Annotated in this window: 20 protein-coding genes; 14 read left to right on the forward strand and 6 right to left on the reverse strand. The window is 67.5% G+C overall.

Features of this window, described 5'->3' with window-relative positions; translation table 11 throughout:
- From BST27_RS10950 to BST27_RS10960, 3 genes are all read right to left on the reverse strand, one after another.
- The coding region (locus tag BST27_RS10950) for a PE family protein (RefSeq protein WP_139805100.1) at nucleotides 1–783 on the reverse strand (783 nt) is incomplete at its 3' end.
- Between the two features lie 432 nt (nucleotides 784–1,215).
- Nucleotides 1,216–2,184 carry an alpha/beta hydrolase gene (locus BST27_RS10955; RefSeq protein ID WP_069418524.1) on the reverse strand — a complete coding sequence of 323 codons (969 nt, stop codon included), beginning with the start codon at nucleotides 2,182–2,184 and terminating at the stop codon, nucleotides 1,216–1,218.
- A 24-nt stretch (nucleotides 2,185–2,208) separates the two neighbouring features.
- Nucleotides 2,209–3,159, reverse strand: a complete 951-nt coding sequence (locus tag BST27_RS10960; protein ID WP_069418523.1) for an alpha/beta hydrolase — start codon at nucleotides 3,157–3,159, stop codon at nucleotides 2,209–2,211.
- Here BST27_RS10960 and BST27_RS10965 point away from each other — a divergent pair.
- The 3 genes from BST27_RS10965 to BST27_RS10975 all read left to right on the forward strand — a co-directional run bounded on the left by BST27_RS10965 (nucleotide 3,158) and on the right by BST27_RS10975 (nucleotide 6,560).
- Nucleotides 3,158–3,904, forward strand: coding sequence for a lysoplasmalogenase (locus BST27_RS10965; protein WP_069418522.1), 747 nt, complete (start codon nucleotides 3,158–3,160; stop codon nucleotides 3,902–3,904). The genes BST27_RS10960 and BST27_RS10965 overlap by 2 nt on opposite strands.
- A gap of 43 nt (nucleotides 3,905–3,947) precedes the next feature.
- On the forward strand, nucleotides 3,948–5,969 hold the full coding sequence (locus BST27_RS10970; protein WP_197518082.1) for a primosomal protein N': 2,022 nt from the start codon (nucleotides 3,948–3,950) through the stop codon (nucleotides 5,967–5,969).
- A gap of 108 nt (nucleotides 5,970–6,077) precedes the next feature.
- A complete protein-coding gene (locus tag BST27_RS10975) occupies nucleotides 6,078–6,560 on the forward strand; it encodes a MarR family transcriptional regulator (RefSeq protein ID WP_069418521.1) in 483 nt (160 codons plus the stop codon).
- 6 nt (nucleotides 6,561–6,566) lie between these two features.
- Here the strand turns inward: BST27_RS10975 and BST27_RS10980 are convergent, their stop codons facing one another.
- Nucleotides 6,567–7,370, reverse strand: a complete 804-nt coding sequence (locus tag BST27_RS10980) for a class I SAM-dependent methyltransferase (RefSeq protein ID WP_069418520.1) — start codon at nucleotides 7,368–7,370, stop codon at nucleotides 6,567–6,569.
- Between the two features lie 148 nt (nucleotides 7,371–7,518).
- On the opposite strand from BST27_RS10980, the gene fmt reads away from it, so the two are divergent.
- The 4 genes from fmt to ribD are packed head-to-tail and all read left to right on the forward strand — an operon-like array spanning nucleotide 7,519 to nucleotide 11,566.
- Nucleotides 7,519–8,457: a methionyl-tRNA formyltransferase gene (gene fmt / locus BST27_RS10985; protein WP_069418519.1), complete on the forward strand. Its 939-nt coding sequence runs from the start codon at nucleotides 7,519–7,521 to the stop codon at nucleotides 8,455–8,457.
- A complete protein-coding gene (locus BST27_RS10990) occupies nucleotides 8,454–9,836 on the forward strand; it encodes an RsmB/NOP family class I SAM-dependent RNA methyltransferase (protein ID WP_069418518.1) in 1,383 nt (460 codons plus the stop codon). Before fmt ends, BST27_RS10990 begins: the two co-directional genes overlap by 4 nt.
- Nucleotides 9,837–9,846: 10 nt before the next feature.
- The gene (rpe, locus tag BST27_RS10995) at nucleotides 9,847–10,536 is read left to right on the forward strand and encodes a ribulose-phosphate 3-epimerase (RefSeq protein WP_069418517.1); all 690 of its coding nucleotides are present in this window, start codon (nucleotides 9,847–9,849) and stop codon (nucleotides 10,534–10,536) included.
- Between the two features lie 7 nt (nucleotides 10,537–10,543).
- Entirely contained in the window at nucleotides 10,544–11,566 is a 1,023-nt protein-coding gene (gene ribD / locus BST27_RS11000; RefSeq protein ID WP_069418516.1) for a bifunctional diaminohydroxyphosphoribosylaminopyrimidine deaminase/5-amino-6-(5-phosphoribosylamino)uracil reductase RibD, read from the forward strand.
- On the opposite strand, the gene BST27_RS11005 is transcribed toward ribD, so the two are convergent.
- Both BST27_RS11005 and BST27_RS11010 read right to left on the reverse strand, forming a co-directional pair.
- Nucleotides 11,547–13,133, reverse strand: a complete 1,587-nt coding sequence (locus tag BST27_RS11005) for an MFS transporter (RefSeq protein ID WP_069418515.1) — start codon at nucleotides 13,131–13,133, stop codon at nucleotides 11,547–11,549. The genes ribD and BST27_RS11005 overlap by 20 nt on opposite strands.
- 5 nt (nucleotides 13,134–13,138) lie before the next feature.
- Entirely contained in the window at nucleotides 13,139–13,849 is a 711-nt protein-coding gene (locus BST27_RS11010; RefSeq protein WP_069418601.1) for an LppX_LprAFG lipoprotein, read from the reverse strand.
- 84 nt (nucleotides 13,850–13,933) lie between these two features.
- On the opposite strand from BST27_RS11010, the gene BST27_RS11015 reads away from it, so the two are divergent.
- From BST27_RS11015 to BST27_RS31315, 7 genes are all read left to right on the forward strand, one after another.
- A complete protein-coding gene (locus tag BST27_RS11015) occupies nucleotides 13,934–14,536 on the forward strand; it encodes a riboflavin synthase (RefSeq protein WP_069418514.1) in 603 nt (200 codons plus the stop codon).
- A gap of 25 nt (nucleotides 14,537–14,561) precedes the next feature.
- Nucleotides 14,562–16,187, forward strand: a complete 1,626-nt coding sequence (locus BST27_RS32375; RefSeq protein WP_069418513.1) for an LppX_LprAFG lipoprotein — start codon at nucleotides 14,562–14,564, stop codon at nucleotides 16,185–16,187.
- 99 nt (nucleotides 16,188–16,286) lie between these two features.
- Nucleotides 16,287–17,564, forward strand: coding sequence for a bifunctional 3,4-dihydroxy-2-butanone-4-phosphate synthase/GTP cyclohydrolase II (locus tag BST27_RS11025; protein WP_069418512.1), 1,278 nt, complete (start codon nucleotides 16,287–16,289; stop codon nucleotides 17,562–17,564).
- A complete protein-coding gene (gene ribH / locus BST27_RS11030; protein ID WP_069418511.1) occupies nucleotides 17,561–18,043 on the forward strand; it encodes a 6,7-dimethyl-8-ribityllumazine synthase in 483 nt (160 codons plus the stop codon). Before BST27_RS11025 ends, ribH begins: the two co-directional genes overlap by 4 nt.
- On the forward strand, nucleotides 18,040–18,534 hold the full coding sequence (locus BST27_RS11035) for a PH domain-containing protein (protein WP_069418510.1): 495 nt from the start codon (nucleotides 18,040–18,042) through the stop codon (nucleotides 18,532–18,534). Before ribH ends, BST27_RS11035 begins: the two co-directional genes overlap by 4 nt.
- Nucleotides 18,521–19,177, forward strand: a complete 657-nt coding sequence (locus tag BST27_RS11040; RefSeq protein ID WP_069418509.1) for a hypothetical protein — start codon at nucleotides 18,521–18,523, stop codon at nucleotides 19,175–19,177. The genes BST27_RS11035 and BST27_RS11040 overlap by 14 nt, the downstream gene beginning before the upstream one ends.
- 221 nt (nucleotides 19,178–19,398) lie before the next feature.
- Nucleotides 19,399–22,044, forward strand: a complete 2,646-nt coding sequence (locus BST27_RS31315) for a PE family protein (protein ID WP_069418508.1) — start codon at nucleotides 19,399–19,401, stop codon at nucleotides 22,042–22,044.
- Nucleotides 22,045–22,089: the final 45 nt, after the last annotated feature.

Consider the following 22,089-nt stretch of genomic DNA (forward strand, 5'->3'; position numbering starts at 1 on the left):
ACATTCGGTAACGGAGGGGGCGGCGGCCCCACCCGCTCCGCCGGTGCCGCCGGTTCCGCCGGTGGCACCGGGAACCGGTGTGAGTCCACCCGCGCCTCCCGCGCCGCCCGCACCGCCGTCACCCCACAGCCCCACGGCGCGACCGCCAACGCCGCCGTTACCGCCTGCGCCGCCCTCGATGGTTGCCGCGCCGCCGGCCCCACCGGCCCCACCGTTACCGAAAAGCCACCCGCCGGTACCGCCCGCTCCGCCGGCCGCCCCGGCGCCGCCCAGCCCGCCGGCACCGCCATGCCCGATCAACCCGGCCGCGCCGCCCGCACCGCCGGCCTGGCCTGCGGCACCGGATCCGCCCCGGCCGCCGTTGCCGTACAAGATGCCGCCGGCACCTCCCGGTGCGCCGGTCCCGTCGGCACCATTGGCGCCGTCGCCGATCAGCGGTCGTCCGAGCAGGGTCTGGGTGGGTGCGTTGATCAGGTTGAGCAGCTGTTGCAGGGGAGAGGCGTTGGCCGTTTCGGCGGCGGCATACGCGCCCGCACCGGATTGCAGCGCCTGCACGAACTGGGCGTGATACGCCGCCGCTTGCTCACTGACCGCTTGGTAGGCCTGTGCATGGCTGCCGAACAGTGCCGCCACGGCCGTCGAGACCTCATCGGCGCCGGCGGCCAGCACGTGCGTGGTGGGAAGGCCCGCTGCGGCATTGGCCGCGATGAGCGTTTGTTCGATGTTCGCCAGATCCGACGCCGCGGCCGTGACATATTCCGGCACCGCGAATACAAACGACATGTGGTACCTCCAAAGGGTCCCGAATGGAAATGGGCTCACACTGTGACGCAAGACGGGATTGTTCTATCCTTTTTGATACGCATTTGCAAGTACCAAGTAGCAACTAGGAAAGTGGTTGTCGCGCAAAGTCATCAACCGCAATGTCTTTGTCTGGATATTGGCCGAACATCGAGTTCTAGTAAAGCGATTTGACATTTATATGTTGTTGTTCAATGAGTCCGCCCCGCATTCGCCAAGACCTAGCCCTTCCCGCCGGCTATGGGTGGCAGCAGCACCGGACCCGACGCGGCTGTGGTCAATTCAGGTATTTGCGATTAGCGTCCCTAAGACCTTCTTCAGATGGCGTCGGCGACTTTGACAGTTCTACCGACCGCGTCGGCCGGTTCGACAAATTCGTCGAAATGCCAGTGGCGCCCTGCGTTAAGGTGCATGTCAGGCGTGCAGCGCCTTTTTCAAAGCCGCCAACCCACGATTGAGCGCCTCGGCGGCAGCGGGCACCACCAAGGCGAAGTTGGCATAGCCGTGCACCATATTCGACTCATTGCACAACTCCACCGGAATTCCGGCGGCGCGCAGCAACTCGGCATAACGGGCGCCGTCGTCGCGCAGCGGGTCATGTTCGGCGGTGCCGATGTAAGCCGGCGGCAGCCCGGACAGATCGCCATTGCCGGGAGCCAGGATCGTCGGCAACGTCTCGAAGTCGCTGATGTCGAGGCCCGGTATGTACCAACCCAGGAACGCGTCAATGACCTCGAGATCCAGGATGTACGCGGTGGCGTGCTCTTTGAACGACGGCAGCGACAGGTCGCCGATGCACGACGGGTACCACAACAACTGGAAGACCAGCGGTGGTCCGCCCTGCCCGGCGTTGTCGCGAGCCAGTTGCGCCATGACCGCGGCGATATTGCCGCCCGCCGAATCACCGGCGACGGCTATCCGGTTCGGGTCGCCACCCAACTCGGCGGCCTGCTCGCCGACCCACTGCAGCGCGGCCCAGCTGTCGTTGACCCCGGTCGGGAACGGATACTCGGGCGCCAGCCGGTAGTCGACGGACACCACGATCGCGTCCGCGCCGACGGCATGTGCACGGGCCACATGGTCATGGGTGTCCAAGCTGCCGAGCGCCCACCCACCACCGTGGTAGTACACGACCACCGGCAGGTTGTCCCGGTCGATGGTTGGCCAGTACACCCGGATCGGGATGTCGGTCAGTTCGCCGTACCCGATGGTCCGATCTTCAATCCGCAAGTCCGGCAGCAACTCTGGGGGCGCCTTGAGCGCGGCCAGCCGGGCTCGGGCGACTTCGACGCCGTCGGCCGCGTTGAACGCCATCGGTATGGCGTCGAGCAGCATCTTCAAGAACGGGTCGATACCGGGCCGGCCAACGGTCGAGTCGGTCATCTATTTACGGTAAGCAGCACCGGGCTATCCGTGGAGCGCAACACGCAACGCCGCCAGCGCCCGGTCCGTCGCCGCGGTCGCGGCAGGCACCACGCCCGCGTAGCCGACGTAGCCGTGGACCAGCGTCTCGGCGTTGTGCGCCTCGACCGGAACGCCGGCGGCAGCCAGCAGCTCCGCATAGCGGAGGCCGTCGTCGCGCAGCGGGTCGTGACCGGCGACGGCGATGTACGCCGGCGGCAGATCGGCCAGGTTGTCGGCACGACCGGGGGCCATGCCCGGCGGAGGGTTGGACATGTCGACTTCGCCTGCGTACCAACGGGAGAAGTCGGCAACAGCCTTACGATCCAGGATCAGCGCGTTGGCATTCTCGCTGAAAGACGGCAGCGACTGGTCCCACAAGGTGGAGGGGTACCACAGCAGTTGGAACGCGATCGGCGGCCCGCCGTTGTCGCGAGCCCGTTGTGCGATCACCGCCGCGATGGTGCCGCCCGCCGAGTCCCCGGCCACGGCAATCCGGCCGGCGTCGGCGCCGATCTCGGCAGCATGCTCGGCCACCCATAGCGTTGCGGCCCAAGCGTCTTCGATCGCGGCGGGGTAGGGGTGCTCGGGGGCCAGGCGGTAATCAACCGACACCACCACCGCGTCGGCGCCGACCGCGTGCAGGCGGCAGGTGCCGTCGTGCGTGTCGAGATCACCCATGACGAACCCACCGCCGTGAAAGAAGACCACCACCGGGTGGTCGGAACCGGTTGACGGCCAATAGATCCGGATTCCGATCGCCCCCGCCGGACCAGCAATGGCACGGTCCTCCACCCGAAGTTCGGGGTGCACGCGACGGCGCGGCAAGTCGCGCAACCGCTGGCGCACTGCGTCGATACCGTCCTCGGTCGATAGCCGAAACGGAACGGCATCCAGTACCTTCAGCAGGATGGGGTCGATCTCGGGTTTCACGTCGGCGATGTCCAAATTCGGCATGGAAGTACCGTACGCAAAGCGCTTCGTACTCGGCGGCTGGGTGCTGGGCGGCTGGGCGGGCCTGGCCTACGGCGTCTACCTGACCGTGCTTGCGCTGCGCCTGCCGCCGGGGTCCGACCTCACCGGGCAGTGGGTTCTGCAGCCCCCGTTCAAGGCGTCGATGGCGCTGTTGCTGGCCGCCGCTGCGGTCGCCCACCCGATCGCCCGGGAGCGACGGTGGTTGCTGCCGGCACTTTTGTTCTCAGCGGGCGGCGATTGGCTGCTGGCCATTCCGTGGTGGCCCATGTCATTTGTGCTCGGCCTGGGTTCATTCCTGTTGGCGCATCTGTGTTTTCTGGCCGCGCTGGCACCCCTGGTGCTGAAGTCGCCCCGTTCGCGGGTGCGCATCGGCGCCGCGGTCTTGATGTACCTGTCATCAGCGTCATTGTTGACCTGGTTCTGGCCGCACCTGGGCAAGGAGAAGCTGACCGTCCCGGTGACCGTCTACATCATCGTGCTTTCCACCATGGTGTCCGCGGCGCTGCTGGCGAAATTGCCGACGATCTGGACCGCGGTGGGGGCGGTGTCTTTTGCCGTATCCGACTCGATGATCGCCATCAGCCGGTTCATTCTCGGCAACGAAGCATTGGCAGTTCCGATCTGGTGGACATACGCGGGGGCCCTCGTCTTGATCACGGCCGGGTTCTTCTTCGGCCGTGAGGAAACCGCCGAAACCGAGGTCGCCGAACCTGCGGAAGCCACTTAGATCTGGTTGTCGGTGGCCATCGCTACGGTGACGACCGAGAAACATGTTGGCCAGCAAAGTGTCCCGGGGGTCTGACCGCGCATCCCTTGAAGTAGAGCCGATCGCGCGGGTACTGCCGATGTTGTCGGTGCCGCACCTCGACCGCGAGTTCGACTACTTGGTCTCCGCCGAGCAGTCCGACGACGCACAGCCAGGGGTGCGGGTGCGCGTGCGATTCCACGGCCGCCTGGTCGATGGCTTCATCCTGGAACGGCGCAACGACACCGACCATCACGGCAAGCTGGGCTGGCTCGATCGGGTCGTTTCCCCCGAACCTGTGCTGACCCCGGAGATCCGCCGCCTGGTCGACGCGGTGGCCGCGCGTTATGCGGGAACCCGCCCCGACGTACTACGCCTGGCGGTGCCGCCCCGGCATGCCCGAGTGGAGCGAGAGGCCGTGGCCGCCCTGGGCGCACCGGACGTCGCGCCGGTCGACGCGTCGGGTTGGGAGGTGTATGGGCGTGGCGGCGCCTTCCTGGCCGCGTTGACCGAGGCGCGCGCCGCTCGGGCCGTGTGGCAGGCACTTCCGGGGGAGCAGTGGGCGGACCGCTTCGCCGAGGCCGCCGCCCAGACGGTCCGAGCGGGGCGCACGGTACTGGCGATCGTGCCTGACCAGCGGGACCTGGACGCCCTGTGGCGGGCCGCGACCGCCCTGGTCGACGAGAACCATGTCGTAGCGCTGTCGGCCGGCTTGGGCCCGGCCGCACGCTACCGGCGCTGGTTGGCGGCGCTGCGCGGTCGCGCCCGGGTGGTAATCGGTACCCGCAGCGCGGTGTTTGCGCCGCTCAGCGACCTGGGGTTGGTCATGGTCTGGGCCGACGGCGACGACAGCTTGGCGGAGCCGCGCGCACCGTATCCACACGCCCGCGAGGTGGCGATGCTGCGCGCCCATCAGGCCCGGTGCGCGGCGCTGATCGGCGGCTACGCCCGGACCGCGGAGGCACATGCGTTGGTCCGCAGCGGTTGGGCTCACGACATCGTCGCGCCGCGGCCCGTCGTGCGCGCGGCGAGCCCGCGGGTCGTCGCCCTCGACGACGGCGGTTACGCCGAGGAGCGCGACCCGGCAGCCCGCACGGCACGGCTACCCTCCATCGCGTTGCGCGCGGCCCGTTCGGCGTTAGAGGCGGGAGCGCCGGTGCTGGTGCAGGTTCCGCGCCGCGGCTATGTGCCGGCGTTGGCCTGCGGGCGCTGCCGCACGATCGCCCGCTGCCGGCACTGCACGGGTCCGCTGCAGTTGCAGGACCGGGCGGCGCAAGGCACGGTCTGCGGTTGGTGCGGACGCATCGACCCGACGGTTCGCTGCGTGCGCTGTGGCTCCGACGCGGTGCGCGCGGTGGTGGTCGGGGCCCGGCGCACCGCAGAAGAGCTCGGCCGAGCCTTCCCGGGAACCGCGGTGATCACGTCGGCGGGGGATCACATCATCACGGATGTCGTCGCCAAGCCGGCCCTGGTGGTTGCTACGCCCGGTGCGGAGCCGCCGGCCGAGGACGGGTACGGCGCGGCGTTGCTGCTGGACACCTGGGCTCTGCTGGGACGGCAAGATCTGCGTGCGGCCGAGGAGGCGTTGTGGAGGTGGATGGCCGCGGCCGCGTTGGTGCGACCGCGACGGGACGGCGGTGTGGTGACGGTGGTCGCCGAAGCGTCCATTCCGACGGTGCAAGCGCTGATCCGTTGGGATCCGGTCGGTCACGCCGACGCCGAACTCGAAGCTCGATCCGAAGTGGGTTTGCCGCCAAGCGTTCACATCGCTGCCCTGGACGGCACCGCGGCGGGTGTACGGGCCCTGCTGGATCAGGTCGAATTGCCCGAGGGCGCCGAGCTTTTGGGTCCGGTTGAGCTGCCGCCGGGGGTACGCCGCCCGCCGGGCACTCCCGCTGAGGCGCCAGTGACCAGGATGCTGGTGCGGGTCGACCGCCAGCTTGGCTTGCAGCTCGCGGCGAGCTTGCGGCGGGCGGTCGGGGTGCTCAGTGCTCGCCAGAACCATGAGCCGGTGCGCGTGCAGATCGACCCGTTACATATCGGATAGTCATTGTATCCATGAGAAACAATCGTCATCTACGACAGTAGAAGGCTGTTACACTTTCCCTGTTGTATCTAGAGGTTGACCGCCGGAAGACCCGGGGAAAGGGCCCACATGTCGACGGACAACGCCGTAGCCGAGGAGTCGGTGGATGCGATTGCCGATTCTTTGCTCACCGCATCCCGGTTGTTGGTAGCCATCTCAGCGCGATCCATCGCGATGGTCGATGAGACGATCACCATCCCGCAGTTTCGAACCCTGGTGATCTTGTCCAATCACGGCCCGATCAACCTCGCAACGTTGGCGACGCTGCTCGGCGTTCAGCCGTCGGCGACCGGGCGAATGGTAGACCGACTCGTCAGCGCCGGACTGATCGACCGACTGCCGCACCCGAAGTCTCGACGCGAGTTGCTGGCCGCCCTCACCCAGCGCGGACGCGACGTCGTGGCCAAAGTCACCGCGAACCGACGTGCCGAAATCGCACGCATCGTGGAGCAAATGCCGCTGGCGGAACGCCGCGGCCTGGTGCGCGCCCTCACGGCGTTCACCGCGGCCGGCGGCGAACCGGACGCCCACGTCAACATCGAGGAAATATAAACGGCCTCAACGCTTTTCCGCTGTGGCCAACAAGTACTCCCACGCCATGACGCCGCCGGCCAGGTACTCCCCGGCAAGCTCGACGAGTTGTGCGTCGAGTTCCGCGGCCAGTACCTGGTTGTGGCCGACGTTTGCATACGCCTCGATGGTCGGACCGTAGTGGGTCTTGAAGTAGTTGTGGACGTCCCACGGGGTGTCGAACCGATCGACTTTCAACGCCCCGCGTCGGGTCCTGACATGCGTGACGCGGTCGCCCCACAGGCCGCGGATGTAGGCCTCGCGTCCCCACAGCGCCGACGGGGGTAGCGCCGCCGACAGACTCGGCCGGTACGGCCTGATCGCGGCTAGCATCCGGCCGAAGAATCCCTCTCCGGTCCAACTGATCACGCCAATCGTGCCGCCCGGTCGGCACACCCGCACCAGCTCATGAGCCGCGCGTTGATGATCCGGTGCGAACATCACGCCGATGGCCGAGATCACGGTGTCGAACTCGTTGTCACCAAACGGCAAAGCTTGCGCGTTGGCTTCTCGGTAGTCCAGCGTCAGTCCCTGCTCCGCGGCGCGCGCCTGTGACCGCCGCAGCAGTTCGGGGGTGAGGTCGGTGGACACGACGGTGGCACCCGTCCGTGCGGCGGGCAGCGAGATGTTTCCAGACCCGGCCGCCACATCGAGAACCCGGGTGCCCGGCCCAATTCCCGTCGCTGACACCAGGATTGGTCCCAACGGGGCCATCACCTCCTCGGCCATCAGGGCATAGTCGCCCAGCGCCCACATGGCTCGGTGCGTTTCGGCCAACGTGTCGACAGTCATCCGTCCTCCTTGCTCAAAAATTGCTCTAAGCAAAACTATTGGTAGGACACAATATGCATTAGCAACATTAGATCCGGCTGAGAGTTTGCCGTGGTCTTCCGGCTACGGCGTGTGATGCCTCCGAGGGCGGCCTTCCTAGACTTAGTCGGTGCGCATTGTCTTCGCCGGTACCCCCGAACCCGCGCTGCCGTCATTGCGCCGACTCATCGAATCGCCGAATCACGACGTCATCGCGGTGCTGACCCGGCCCGATGCCGCGTCAGGGCGGCGCGGGAAGCCGGAGCCGTCACCTGTAGCCCGCGCGGCGCTCGACCGCGGCATACCGGTGATGCGGCCGTCCCGGCCCAACTCGCCGGAGTTCGTCGCCGAACTAACCGAGTTGGCGCCAGAGTGTTGTGCCGTGGTGGCCTATGGTGCGCTGCTCGGCGACGCACTGCTGGCCGTCCCCCCGCGCGGCTGGGTCAACCTGCACTTCTCGCTGCTGCCCGCCTGGCGGGGAGCGGCACCGGTACAGGCGGCGATCGCGGCGGGGGACACGATCACCGGAGCCACAACCTTTCTGATCGAGCCGAGCCTGGACTCCGGTCCCGTCTACGGTGTGGTCACCGAGACCATCCGGCCCACCGATACCGCCGGCGATCTTCTTGAACGCCTTGCCATTTCGGGAGCCGAACTGTTGTCACAAACCCTGGACGGCATCGCCGACCAGACGTTGACGCCGTGTCCGCAGCCGACCGAGGGCATCAGCCTGGCGCCCAAGGTCACCGTCGAGCAGGCCCGGGTGCGCTGGGATCTGCCGGCTCAGGTCATCGAACGGCGGATTCGTTCGGTCACCCCGAACCCGGGCGCGTGGACGCTGATCGGTGATCTACGCGTCAAACTCGGCCCGGTGCAAGTCGATACCAGTCCCGACGCCCCGAAAACACTGCCGCCCGGAGCAATTCAGGTCGACCGTAAGAACGTGTGGATCGGTACCAGCTCGGACCCGGTGCGGCTAGGCCAAATTCAACCGCCTGGGAAGAAACTCATGAATGCCGCCGACTGGGCGCGGGGTGCTCGGCTCGATCCTGACGTGCGTGCCTCATGAAGCCCAAACCACAGCGGCCGCAACGTAAGCGGCTGGATCCGGCACGCCGCGCGGCCTTCGACACGTTGCGGGCGGTCACCGAGCGCAACGCCTACGCGAACCTGGTGCTGCCAGCTCTGTTGCGGGAACGAGGCATCGCCGGCCGCGACGCCGCGTTCGCCACCGAATTGGCCTACGGTGCCTGTCGGACCCGGGGGCTGCTGGACGCGATCATCGGCGCGGCCGCCGGACGTCCCGCCGAGGCGATCGATCCGATCCTGCTCGACCTGCTTCGGTTAGGCGCGTACCAGCTGTTGCGCACTCGGGTTGACGCACACGCCGCTGTCTCCACCACGGTCGACCAGGCGGGCATCGAATTCGACAATGCCCGAGCGGGTTTCGTCAACGGCGTACTGCGCAAGATCGCCGCGCGAGACGAATCGTCCTGGGTGGACGAGCTGGCGCCCGACGCCACCCGCGACCCGATCGGCCACGCGGCGTTCCGGCATGCGCATCCCCGCTGGATCGCCCAGGCCTTCGCGGACGCGCTGGGCGCATCGGCCGCCGAACTCGATGCGGTCTTGGCCAGCGACGACGAACGGCCGCAGGTGCACCTGGCGGCGCGACCCGGTGTGCTGAGCGCCGCCGAGTTGGCCGACCTGGTGCACGGCAATGTCGGACGGTATTCGCCCTACGCGGTCTACCTGCCAGGTGGCGATCCGGGACAGCTTGCGCCGGTGCGTGAGGGCCAGGCCCTGGTCCAGGACGAGGGCAGTCAGCTGGTGGCGCGAGCGCTGACGCTGGCATCGGTCGACCAAGACGCCGGCCGGTGGCTCGACCTGTGTGCCGGGCCCGGCGGCAAGACCGCGCTGCTGGCCGCGCTGGGTACGCAAGTCGGGGCGCGGGTGACCGCGGTGGAGCCGTCCCCGCATCGGGCCGATCTGGTGGCCGAGAACACGCGCGGGCTGCCGGTCGAGGTAGTCCGGGCCGACGGGCGGCAGCTGGACCTGGAACCGGGCTTCGACCGGGTGCTGGTGGACGTGCCCTGCACCGGCCTGGGCGCGTTGCGCCGGCGTCCGGAGGCGCGCTGGCGTCGCCAACCCGCCGATGTGTCGGCGCTGGCCAAGCTGCAACGGGAGCTGCTGGCAGCCGCGATCGCCCTGACCCGGCCGGGCGGCGTGGTGCTCTACGCGACCTGCTCGCCGCACCTCGCTGAAACCGTCGGGGTGGTCGCCGACGCGCTGCGGCGCCACCCGGTGCAGGCGCTGGATGCGCGTGAGCTGTTCGTGCCCGTCACCGAGGGATTGGGAAACGGGCCCTACGTGCAGCTTTGGCCACACCGACACGGCACCGACGCCATGTTCGCAGCCGCGCTGCGGCGACTGCCGGACGCTCAGTAATCTGTCGCACATGCCTTCTCGTCCGGAGGGACCGCTGATTGCACCCTCACTGTTGGCCGCCGACTTCGCTCGGCTTGCCGACGAAGCGGCCGCCGTGCCCAGCGCCGATTGGTTACATGTCGACGTGATGGACGGTCACTTCGTGCCGAACCTGACCATCGGCCTGCCGGTGGTGGAGGCCCTGCTGGCCGCCACCGACATCCCGATGGATTGCCATCTGATGATCGAGAACCCGGATCGGTGGGCGCCGCCCTACGCCGAAGCGGGTGCCTACAACGTCACCTTCCACGCGGAGGCCACGGACAACCCGATCGCGGTGGCGCGCGACATCCGCGCCGCGGGGGCACGAGCGGGGATCAGCGTCAAACCGAACACCCCGCTCGAGCCATACCTCGAAATCTTGCGGCACTTCGACACCTTGCTCATCATGTCTGTAGAACCTGGATTTGGGGGACAGAGCTTCATTCCCGAAGTGCTGTCTAAAGTGCGCACGGTGCGCAAGATGGTCGACGGGGGGGAGCTGAAAATTTTGGTGGAAATCGACGGCGGCATCAATGAGGAAACGATCGAGCAAGCCGCGGAAGCCGGCGTCGATTGCTTCGTTGCCGGATCAGCCGTTTACGGTGCCGAGGATCCCGACGCCGCCATTGAGGCATTGCGCAGGCGAGCCAGTGCCGCATCGCCCCACCTGAGCCGATGAGCCGCCGATGACCACCGTCGAACAGGTCAAGAGCATCGAAGAGGCGATGCAACTCGCCATCGCGCAGTCTTACTCGGTCAAAGGGACCACCTATCCGAACCCGCCCGTCGGGGCGGTCATCGTCGACCAAGAAGGCAAGGTCGTCGGTGTCGGGGCAACCGAGCCTGCTGGAGGCGACCACGCCGAGGTCGTCGCGCTGCGCCGGGCGGGCCGGCTGGCGGCTGGTGCCATCGCGATCGTCACCATGGAGCCGTGTAACCACTACGGCAAGACTCCGCCGTGCGTGAACGCACTGATCGAGGCCAGGGTCGGGACGGTGATATACGGCGTCAACGACCCGAACGGGATCGCCGGCGGCGGCGCCGGTCGGTTGTCCGGGGCCGGTGTGCAAGTGCGGTCGGGGATATTGGCCGATCAGGTGGCGGCGGGCCCGCTGCGCGAGTGGTTGCACAAGCAGCGGACCGGCCTGCCGCACGTGACGTGGAAGTACGCCACCAGCATCGACGGCCGCAGCGCAGCGGCCGACGGTTCCAGCCAGTGGATCTCCAGCGAAGCCTCGCGTGCGGACTTGCACCGCCGGCGGGCCATCGCCGACGCGATCGTGGTCGGCACCGGCACCGTCCTCGCCGACAACCCGGCGCTGACCGCCCGGCTACCTGACGGGTCCCTGGCGCCGCAGCAGCCGCTGCGCGTGGTGGTGGGCACCCGGGAGATTCCGCCGGAAGCCAAAGTTCTGAACGACGATGCCCGGACGATGGTGATCCGCACCCGCGACCCGATAGAGGTGCTCAGATCCCTGGCCGACCGCACCGATGTCCTGTTGGAGGGTGGTCCCACCCTGGCGGGCGCCTTCCTGCGGGTCGGGGCGATCAACCGGATCTTGGCCTACGTGGCACCCATCTTGCTGGGTGGTCCCGTCACCGCGGTCGACGACGTCGGCGTGACCAGCATGGCCCAGGCGTTGCGCTGGCAGTTCGACAGCGTCGAACAGGTCGGGTCGGACCTGCTGCTCAGCTTGGTTGCTCGGTAGCGGCGACGGCCGTCGCGGACGCAGTTTCCGGAGACCGGTCCCGGTCCTCCGGCTCGTCGGGGTGGCCCTTGCGGCCGGCGATAAGCAGTCCAAGCACCGCCCCGACGACGCAGACGACGGCGGTGATGGTGAATATGCCGCCATACATCTCCACATACGAGTCCAGCTTCAGCTGCCCCTGTATGGCCAGTCGCGCGAACCCGCGGTCGTTCGGGCCGGGCGGTGGCAACGTGGCCAACTTCGCCTCGAAGATCTTCTCGACCCGGTAGAACCCCCAGGCGCTGAGCGCGGCCACACCGATCAACATCCCGGTCATCCGGGCCACCACCACCAACGCGGACGCGATGCCGTGCTGGGCTGCCGGGACGACCCGCAGCGTGGCCGACGACAGCGGCCCGATGACCAGGCCCAATCCGATGCCGACGATCAGCAGGTCGGTTTCCATGGCGGGTAGCTGGAACAGCCCGAAAACGTCGTGCCGATAATGCGGCAGGTCCCTGGGCCAGTGCGAAATCAGCAGGTAGCCGCCGGCTGCGATGAGCAAGCCGACGAATGTCATCGCGCGGTCGCCCGCCCGGGTGGCGATCCAACCGCCGATCAGCGCGCCGATCGGCAGCCCGACCAGGAACAGCAGCAGCATGGCTGCGGCCTCATTCTGGCTCTTCAGCAGCACGCCCTGACCGAACAGTTCCACGTTGACCAACGTCACCATCAGCGCCGCGCCCGCGCACAGCGATGCGCCCAGCGCGGACAGGAACGGCCGGAACTGCACTCCGGTCGGTTCGATCAGCCGGGTCCGAGCAACGATCTCCCAGACAAAGAACGCCACGCCGACCCCGATCGCCCCGAGCACCAGCCACGCACCGTTGGGCGGCAAAATGTGCTGCCCATCCGGGTTGGGGTTGTACAGGCCGAAGACGGCGAGCCCCAACGTCAGGGCCAGCAGCAGACCACCGACGATGTCGACCCGTTGCGGGTCGGCGCTGCGGTCGTGCGACGGCAGGCTGAACTGGATCAGGACCATGGCGATCAGGGTGAGTGGAACGTTGATCCAGAACACGAAACGCCAGTCGTGGAACAACCAGACGATGAAGATGCCGTACAGGGGACCGAGCACGCTGCCGAGTTCCTGCGCGGCGCCGATGCCGCCGAGGACGCCGGCGCGGTTGCGCTGCGCCCACAGGTCAGCCCCGAGAGCGAGCGTGATCGGGAGCAATGCGCCGCTGGCCACGCCTTGGACCGCGCGGCCGATCACCAACATGTCGAAATCGCCAAAATGCCCGGCCAGGGCGGTCACCACCGAGCCCGCCAGGAACAGGGTCAAGCTGACCTGCAGCATCAACTTACGGCCGAACCGGTCCGAAGCCCGGCCGAGCAGCGGCATGGCGGCGATGTAGCCCAGCAGGTACCACGTGATGATCGGCGTGATCTGCTGCAGCTTGTTGATCGGGATCCCGACATCACTCATGATGTCGCGCATGATGGTGATCACGACATAGGTGTCGAGAGCACCCAGCAGTACCGCGAGGCTTCCCGCGCTAATGGCTACTCGGCGTCCGGCCCGCATCCTGATCAGGCCCCCGCTGGCTTCTCGACCTGCACCGGGTCATTCCAGGCCGACAACGTCATCGTGAACGCGTTGCCGGAACCCTTGTCGAGCTTTACCTGCGCCAACTGGTGATCACCGTTTTCTTGAATCCAGACGGTGGTCGGCGTGGGACCCGTCGCATCGAACGGCGCGAGTTTGTTGGCGGCATCGGGGTTGACGTTGCCGCTGATGCGGATCGTGCTCTGACCGTTGATGGTGTCGCGCCCCTCGGCCTTGGGGTCGGCGAGGTTCGCCAGCAGGTTCGCGACACCGCTTTGCGGGTCCAGGATCGTGGACGGGTCGTAGTGCAGCAGATCTTTGATCTTGCCGACGTCGTCCCATTTACCCGGGGTGAGCGCGGTGGTGTAGAGCTCGCCGTCCAGAATCACGAAGTCGGCGTCGATTTCATTGCCGAAGGCGATGATCCGGGCGTTGCCCTTTCCCGCGGTTTGCGGGGTGGTGGTCAGGTCCCCGGTCAGCGTCTTGAGCGGCAGCTGCGGGATCTTGCCCGTCACCGTCATGACCAGGTGGGCGCTCTTGACGGCCTTGGTCACGGCGGTCGACTGGTCGAGTAACGGCTTTGCGTCGGGGAGTGGTCCGCCGCTGTCCTTCTTGTCGCCAGAGCATCCAGCGACCAACAGGGTCGCGACGCTCATGGCTGCGAGCACAGCGAATAGACGGCGGGGTTTTGGCATACCCAGCATCGTAGAGGGTGGCTCCGTCGTGGCCGGTCAGCCACTCGTGTGCAGTGCCTATCTATCAGTCATTAGCCTGGGACGATGTTCACCGGAATTGTCGAGGAACTCGGAGAGGTGACGGGCCGGGAAGCCCTCGCTGACGCCGCGCGGCTACTTATCAAAGGCCCCGTTGTCACCGCCGATGCCAGGCACGGCGACTCGATTGCCGTCAACGGTGTCTGCCTCACGGTGGTCGACGTGCTTGCCGACGGCCAGTTCAGCGCCGACGTGATGGCCGAGACGCTGAACCGGTCCAACCTCGGCGAGCTGCAACTCGGCAGCCGGGTCAACCTGGAGCGCGCGGCCGCCGTCAACAGCCGACTCGGCGGGCACATCGTGCAGGGGCATGTGGACGGGACCGGCAAAATCGTGGCCCGCACGCCGTCCGAAAACTGGGAAGTGGTGCGTATCGAGGTGCCTCCGGCGGTCGCTCGCTACATCGTGGAAAAAGGTTCGATTACCGTTGACGGGATCTCGCTTACCGTGTCCGGTCTCGGTGCCGAGCCCCGGGATTGGTTTGAGGTTTCGCTGATCCCGACGACCCGGGAACTCACCACGCTGGGTAGCGCGCCGGTGGGAACGCAGGTGAATCTCGAGGTCGACGTGATCGCGAAATATGTTGAACGGCTACTGAGCCACAAGTAGCCGTTATTTGCGCCAAGGAGGCCTTGTGGAGGGAAGGGACTTCGGGCGCTACCACCTGATCGAATTGCTGGGCAGGGGCGGCATGGGGGAGGTGTGGCGCGCACATGACACGGCCACCGACCGTGTCGTCGCCATCAAGCTGCTTACCACCCAGTTGTCCGAGAACCAGGACTTTCAGCGACGGTTTCGCAGAGAAGCACACGCCGCCGCACGGCTGAGCACCCCGCACGTGGTCCCCATTCACGACTACGGCGAGATCGACGGCCAGCTGTACGTCGACATGCGGCTGATCGAGGGCCGCGACCTGCAAACCGTGCTCGCGGACGGGCCGTTAGAGCCGGCGCGGGCGGTGCACATCATCGACGGAGTCGCCAAAGCGCTGCAGGCCGCGCACGAGGTCGGCCTGCTGCACCGCGACGTCAAGCCGTCAAACGTGCTGGTAGACCGCCACGACTTCGCATACCTGATCGATTTCGGTATCGCCCGCGCCCTCGACGACACGCGCATGACGAAGGCCGGTCACGCAATCGGAACCTTTCAGTACATCGCTCCCGAGCGGCTGGGAAACGAGATAGAAGAGGACGCGCGCGCCGACGTCTACTCGTTGGCCTGCGTGCTCTACGAATGCCTCACCGGTCAACCGCCGTTTGCCGGCGAGACGATGGCGCAACTGGTCGCAGCCCACCTCACCGTTCCGCCGCCCCGACTATCGGTGGTGCGGCCGGATTTGCCGGCCCAACTCGATCAGGTGATCGCCATCGGCATGGCGAAACGGCCAGAGCTGCGATATCCCACTGCCTTGCAACTCGTCCAAGCCGCGCGGGACGCCATCAGTGCCCCTGCCGGTCCAGAGCCAGCCGTCCGTCCCGAACCACCTGCCCTGCCGCCCGCCCGTCCGTGGTGGCGGCACCCCGCCGCTGTGATTTCCGCCGTCGCCGCGCTCGCAGCGGCGGCCATTGTTCTGGTCGTCGCTCTCGCCGGTGCGGGAGATCGGGCGGTCGGCTCGGGCAGCCAGACCGCCCAGGCCGGCCCGACCCGCCAGCCCGCCTTGCCCAATGCCGCGGACCTGCTGACTCAGTCGTATCGCAACGCGGTCGCGCTCACCAGCGCACACCTCGTCCAGACCGTCACCGGCGACATCCCCGGGATGCCGTTCCGGACCGTGGACGGCGATATCACGACGACTCCCAGCGCAGGCGCAGCGGGGAAGGAGAACCTTCGATTCGCCGGGTCGGACACGGAGGTCGACTTCGTCGTGATCGACGGCACTCTTTTCGCAGCGCTGCAGCCAGGTGATTGGACGAATCTGGGCGCCGCCTCCGACGTCTACGACCCGACGGCAGTGCTGAACCCTGGTGTCGGTATCGCTCACCTGCTGGCGAACTTCACCGATGCCAAGGCCGCCGGCATCGAAACGATCAACGGCGTCGAAACGCTGCGCATCGCCGGGCAGGTCAGGGGCGATGCCGTCAACAAGTTCGTCCCGAAGCTCGCCGCCACCGGACCCGTTCCGGCCACCGCGTGGATCCGAACGGACGGTGAACACCAGATTGTGCAGTTCCAGCTAGATCCCAGTGCCGGGAAGAGCCTGGTGATGACGTTTTCGAACTGGAATGCGCCGGTCACCGTCGCAAAGCCGCCGGGGGTGTGACGACGGTCATCAAGCAGGGGCAATAACCGCGCCAAAACGGTGGTTCATACTGAAAGCAACCGGCTAATGGTGTGGGCCGGTCCGACAGCAAGGTGAGCGATGACGAGGTTGGACTCCGTCGAGCGGGCGGTTGCCGACATTGCGGCGGGTAAGGCCGTTGTTGTCATCGACGACGAGGACCGGGAAAACGAGGGCGACCTGATCTTCGCCGCCGAAAAGGCCACGCCGGAGCTCGTTGCCTTCATGGTTCGGTACACCTCGGGCTACCTGTGTGTGCCGCTGGACGGGGCCATCTGCGACCGATTGGGCCTGTTGCCGATGTACGCGGTGAACCAGGACAAGCACGGCACCGCGTACACCGTCACAGTCGATGCCAAAAACGGTGTGGGAACCGGTATTTCGGCGTCAGACCGGGCGACCACCATGCGGTTGTTGGCCGACCCGACCAGCATCGCCAACGATTTCACCCGCCCCGGCCACGTGGTTCCGCTGCGCGCCAAGGACGGCGGTGTGCTGCGGCGTCCCGGTCACACCGAAGCCGCCGTCGACCTGGCCCGGATGGCGGGCCTGCAGCCCGCGGGTGCCATCTGCGAGATCGTCAGTCAAAAGGACGAGGGCGCGATGGCTCAAACCGATGAGCTGCGCGTATTCGCCGACGAGCACGGCCTGGCGATGATCACCATCGCTGATTTGATCGAGTGGCGGCGCAAGCACGAGAAGCACATCGCGCGGATAGCCGAGGCGCGGATCCCCACCCGGCACGGAGAGTTCCGGGCCATCGGTTACGCCAGCATCTACGAAGAGGTCGAACACGTCGCGTTGGTGCGCGGCGACATCGCCGGGCCCACCGGCGACGGCGACGACGTGTTGGTGCGCGTGCACTCCGAGTGCCTGACGGGCGACGTGTTCGGCTCGCGCCGCTGCGACTGCGGACCACAGCTGGATGCCGCGATGGCCATGGTCGCGCGCGAGGGCCGCGGTGTGGTGCTGTACATGCGCGGCCATGAGGGCCGCGGTATCGGCCTGATGCACAAATTGCAGGCCTATCAGTTGCAGGATGCCGGCGCCGACACGGTGGACGCCAACCTCAAGCTCGGATTGCCGGCCGACGCAAGGGATTACGGAATAGGTGCACAGATTCTCGTCGATCTCGGAGTTCGGTCGATGCGACTGCTGACCAACAACCCCGCCAAGCGGGTGGGGCTGGACGGCTACGGGCTGCACATCATCGAGCGGGTGCCGCTGCCGGTGCGTGCCAACGCGGAGAACATCCGGTACCTGATGACCAAGCGCGACAAGATGGGACACGACTTGGCGGGTTTGGACGATTTCCACGAATCCGTCCACCTCCCAGGTGAATTCGGCGGGGCGCTGTGAGCGGAGGCGCTGGCGTCCCGGACATGCCCGCCCTGGACGCTTCGGATGTGCGCTTGGCCATCGTCGCCAGTACTTGGCACACCAAGATCTGCGATGCGCTGCTCGATGGTGCCCGCAAGGTCGCGAAGGAATCGGGCATCGAGGATCCGACCGTGGTTCGTGTGCTCGGCGCGATCGAGATCCCGGTCGTGGCGCAGGAATTGGCCCGGAATCATGATGCCGTCGTCGCGTTGGGCGTCGTAATTCGCGGCCAGACGCCGCATTTCGACTATGTCTGCGACGCGGTAACTCAGGGGCTGACTCGGGTGGCGCTGGACACTTCGACACCCGTCGCCAACGGTGTGCTCACCACGAATACCGAGGAACAAGCGCTGGATCGTGCCGGGCTACCGTCGTCCGCCGAGGACAAAGGTGGTCAAGCGACGGCCGCGGCGCTGAGCACGGCGTTGACGTTGCGCGACCTCCGCGCTCAATCGTGACTGCGAAATCGAATCTCTCCGGCACGGACGACTGGGACTATGTCGCGCGTCCGCACCGGACACCGCTATTCGCCTATGGCGCTGCCATTTTCATTGTGGTGGTGCATGTTGCCATTGGCCTGCTACTCAAAGCGAGTTCCAGCGGAGTGGTTTTCCAGACGGCCGATCAGGTGGCGATGATCGTGCTCGGCTTGGTCCTTGCCGGCTTCGTGTTGCTCTTCGCGCGCCCGCGGCTACGGGTCGGCGCCGCGGGACTGTCGGTGCGTAACTTGTTGGGGGACAAGCTGGTGCCGTGGTCCGACGTGGTTGGTTTCTCGTTTCCGCGGGGTGCCCGTTGGGCACGGATCGACCTGCCCGATGATGAGTACATTCCGGTGCTGGCGATCCAGGCCGTTGACAAGGATCGCGCCGTGGCGGCCATGGACACGGTGCGCTCGCTGGTGGCCCGCTATCGTCCGGACGTCCTGCGGTCCCCCCATGGTCTCGGGTAGCCGGTTCGCGATTGCGCTGCTCCTCGCTGCGGTGGTGCTGAGTGGTTGCACCACCTCGGTACCCGGTGACCCGGTCCGTGCTGGGGGCAGTCGACCGTCCGGACCGATTTCCGCGCAGGCCCTGCTACTGCAGGACGGCGACGACACCCCACTGGGGCGGGCGAGTGCGGCGCCAGTGGGTGACAACTACTTCACCAGCGTTCAACCGCCGGTGTGTTCGGCGGCGCTGTTGTTCAAAGGTTCGCCGTTGCGACCATCTGGCGCATCGGACTTCGCCGAGTCGGCTTACGAGCTTGGGGGTTCCTCGGCGCTGTACGCCGAGTCGATCGACGTCTACGACTACGAACTGAACACCCACGAAGTGGTCTGGAGTGCCTTCAGCAAAGTCTCCGACTGCCATGACGACGCCGTAGGCGTGAGCCCGACCGGCCCTTTCAGGCCAATGCGACTCGGCACCTTCGGCATACCGGAAGACGAAATACTGACGTGGACGATGACGCGTCCCGATTGGACCTGTACCTACGGGCTGACTGCGGTGCTGCACGTCGTGCTGCTGATGACGGTCTGCGACCGCAAGGCCGGGTATCCGATGGTCGAGTGGGCCGGCAAGAGGAAGGCGCAGTTGGAGGGCCGGACGGCCTGAAGTGAAGTTGCGGCCCCCGACCGTCGTCGCCAAGGCCGCTTTATCATCATCAAGTCGGCCTGTTGATGTCGCGCATCGAAAAATTCTCACGTCAGGGCTGCAAATTGCCGCCTCCGTAAAGTATTTCGTTGGGGGAATCTTTTGTGCGAAATGTGCATACGCTAGGTGCTCGAAATCTCAGAATCTCGATGGGCTTCGGCGGCCCAGCTGGGAGGACCGCCATGTCGTATGTGATCACTGCACCGGAGATGCTGTCGGTGGCGGCCGCGGATTTGGCGGGAATCGGCAGGGCGGTGACCGCGGCCACGTCCGGCGCCGGAAACTCAACCAGCACCGTGGCGGCGGCCGCAAGCGACGAGGTGTCGGCGGCAATAGCGGCGCTGTTTTCCAGCCAGGGTCAGCAGTTTCAGGCGGTGAGTTCGCAGGCGGCGGCCTTTCACGCCGAGTTTGTCCGGGCCTTGAGTGCCGGCGGGGCCGCATATGTGGCCGCCGAGGCGGCGAGCGCCAACCCGTTGCAGGCGCTCGTCGATGCGGTGCTGGGCGTGATCAATGCCCCCACCAATCTGCTGTTGGGGCGACCGCTGATCGGCGACGGCACCAACGGGACACCCGGGACGGGACAATACGGCGGCCCGGGCGGGATCTTGTGGGGCAATGGCGGGAACGGCGGATCGGGCGCGGCCGGCCAGCCCGGTGGGCGTGGCGGAGATGCCGGGCTGTTTGGTAACGGTGGCGCGGGTGGGGCCGGCGGGGCCGGAATAGCCGGAACGGCTGGCAGCCCGGGTGCAATCGGAGGTGGGGCCGGCGGCAACGGTGGCGACGGCGGACCCGGCGGAAATGGTGGGGCCGGCGGTGCCGGTGGATTGCTCTTCGGATTGGGCGGCCCCGGCGGTGCCGGAGGCGTTGGCGCCGCTGGCGGTGTCGGCGGGACCGGTGGCGTCGGTTCCGCCGGAGCATCCCCCGGGGCAGACGGTGGCCCCGGCGGCATAGGCGGCACGGGCGGCGCCGGCGGCAACGGCGGTGCGGGTGGCCCCGGGGGCAAAGGCTCCCTGTTCGGCCAAGCGGGCGCCAACGGTGTGGGCGGCGCCGGTGGCGCCGGAGGCGACGCCGGGCAGGGCGGCGACGGTGGTGCCGGCGCCGACGGCGACGCCACGACCCGCAATGGTGGCGGCGGCGGCATGGCGGGCGATCAGGGCGTCGCGGGCGTGGGTGGCAACGGCATTTCCGGCGCCGCCGACGGTCTTCCCGGCAATGCAGCACAACCCGCAACGGGCGGCGCGGGTGGCGCCGGCTATGACGCCGGCGCTGACGGCGCCGGAAACGGAGGCAACGGCGGGGCCGGCGGCGCAGGCGGCTTCTACGGAAATGGCGGCGCCGGTGGGTTGGGCGGTAACGGCTCGGTCGTAGGCGGCGGTAACGGCGGCAACGGCGGCGCCGGCGGTAATGGTGGTGCCCTGAGCGGCAGCGGTGGCGCGGGCGGCCATGGAGGCAACGGCGGCAACAACGCAAATGGCGGCGATGGCGGTAGAGGCGGCGACGCCTTCACCCTCCGGACCGACGCCATTACCGCCGGCGACGGCGGCGGAGGTGGCGACGGCGGGCACCGCGGCGGCAACGGCGGTAATGGCGGCACTCTGACAATCGCCAACAGCGCATCGACGTTTGTTCCAGTCGGCGCCACCGGCGGCGATGGCGGAGACGGGATCGACGGCGGGTTCGGCGGTGCCGGGGGCAACGTGATTATCGGTACCGAGGCAGCCGACGCCTCTGGGGTCGACGCCACCGGCGGCAACGGCGGACTGGGCGGCGTCGGTAGCACTGGTAAAGGCGGCAACGGCGGGGCCGGCGGCATGGGGAAGACGTTCGGAACGGGAGACGCCTTTGGTGGCACCCCGGGGGTGGGCGGTGCCGGGAGTACTGCCGGAAATGGCGGCAGTGGTGGCGCGGCGGAGAACTGGGGCACCGGAAACGCGACTGGCAGCGATGGCGTTGACGGCGCTGGCGGCTTTGTGGGCGGAAACGGCGGCACCGGTGGCGGCGCGTCGATCCACAACACCGCGTCATCAGGCACCGTCACCGCGGGCAGGGGCGGCAACGGCGGGAGCGGTACCGTTCAGGGCGGAAACGGGGGCGCCGGCGGTTTCGCATTCACCGACGGCACGGGCGCGATCATGGCCGGTAACGGAGGCAACGGCGCCGCAAGCCCCAACTCCACGGGCGGCACCGGCGGCAACGGCGGCCCGCTGACCATTGGCAGCGCCAGCACGTCGACATTCCAGCCTGTTGGAGCGACCGGCGGCAACGGCGGCGCCGGCTTCCACGGTGGGAACGCCGGCAGCGGCGGCTCGGTGGAAGTCCAGATCGCAACGTACGCGTTTGACGTCGTCGGCGGCTCCGCCGGCGTTGCGGGCTCAACCACCATCCCCACTCTCGGCAACGGCGGCTGGGGTGGCCATGGCGGTACCGCCATCACTTACGGAACCGGAAATGCCGTTGGGGGCCAGGCCTCGCCCGGGGCACCCGGGAGCCAAGGCGGCAACAGCGGCAACGGCGGCCAGGCGGAGAACTGGGGAACCGGAGACGCCTTCGGCGGCAACGGCGCCAGCGGCGGCGCCGGCGACAGCAAGGGCGGCACGGGAGGTATCGGCGGCCAGGCTCTCATCAGGAACGAGGACTCCGTTGGTCACGCTACCGGCGGCAAGGGCGGTGGCGGCGGCAGTGGCAATTTCTTTGATGGCAACGGCGGCACCGGCGGCACCGGCGGTAACGCCCATGCTGAATTGGGAATTGCGTCGCCTGGCGGCGGCGGTAGCGGCGGGGGCGGCGCGCACCCAGGCGCTCCCGGCGCACCGGGCTTTATCTTCTAGGGAAGTCGCCTGTCGGCACGGGCAAGCGGCACAGCGACCCACCCT

The organism is Mycobacterium intermedium (genome assembly GCF_002086275.1).
In the GTDB taxonomy this organism is placed as follows: Bacteria; Actinomycetota; Actinomycetes; order Mycobacteriales; family Mycobacteriaceae; genus Mycobacterium; species Mycobacterium intermedium.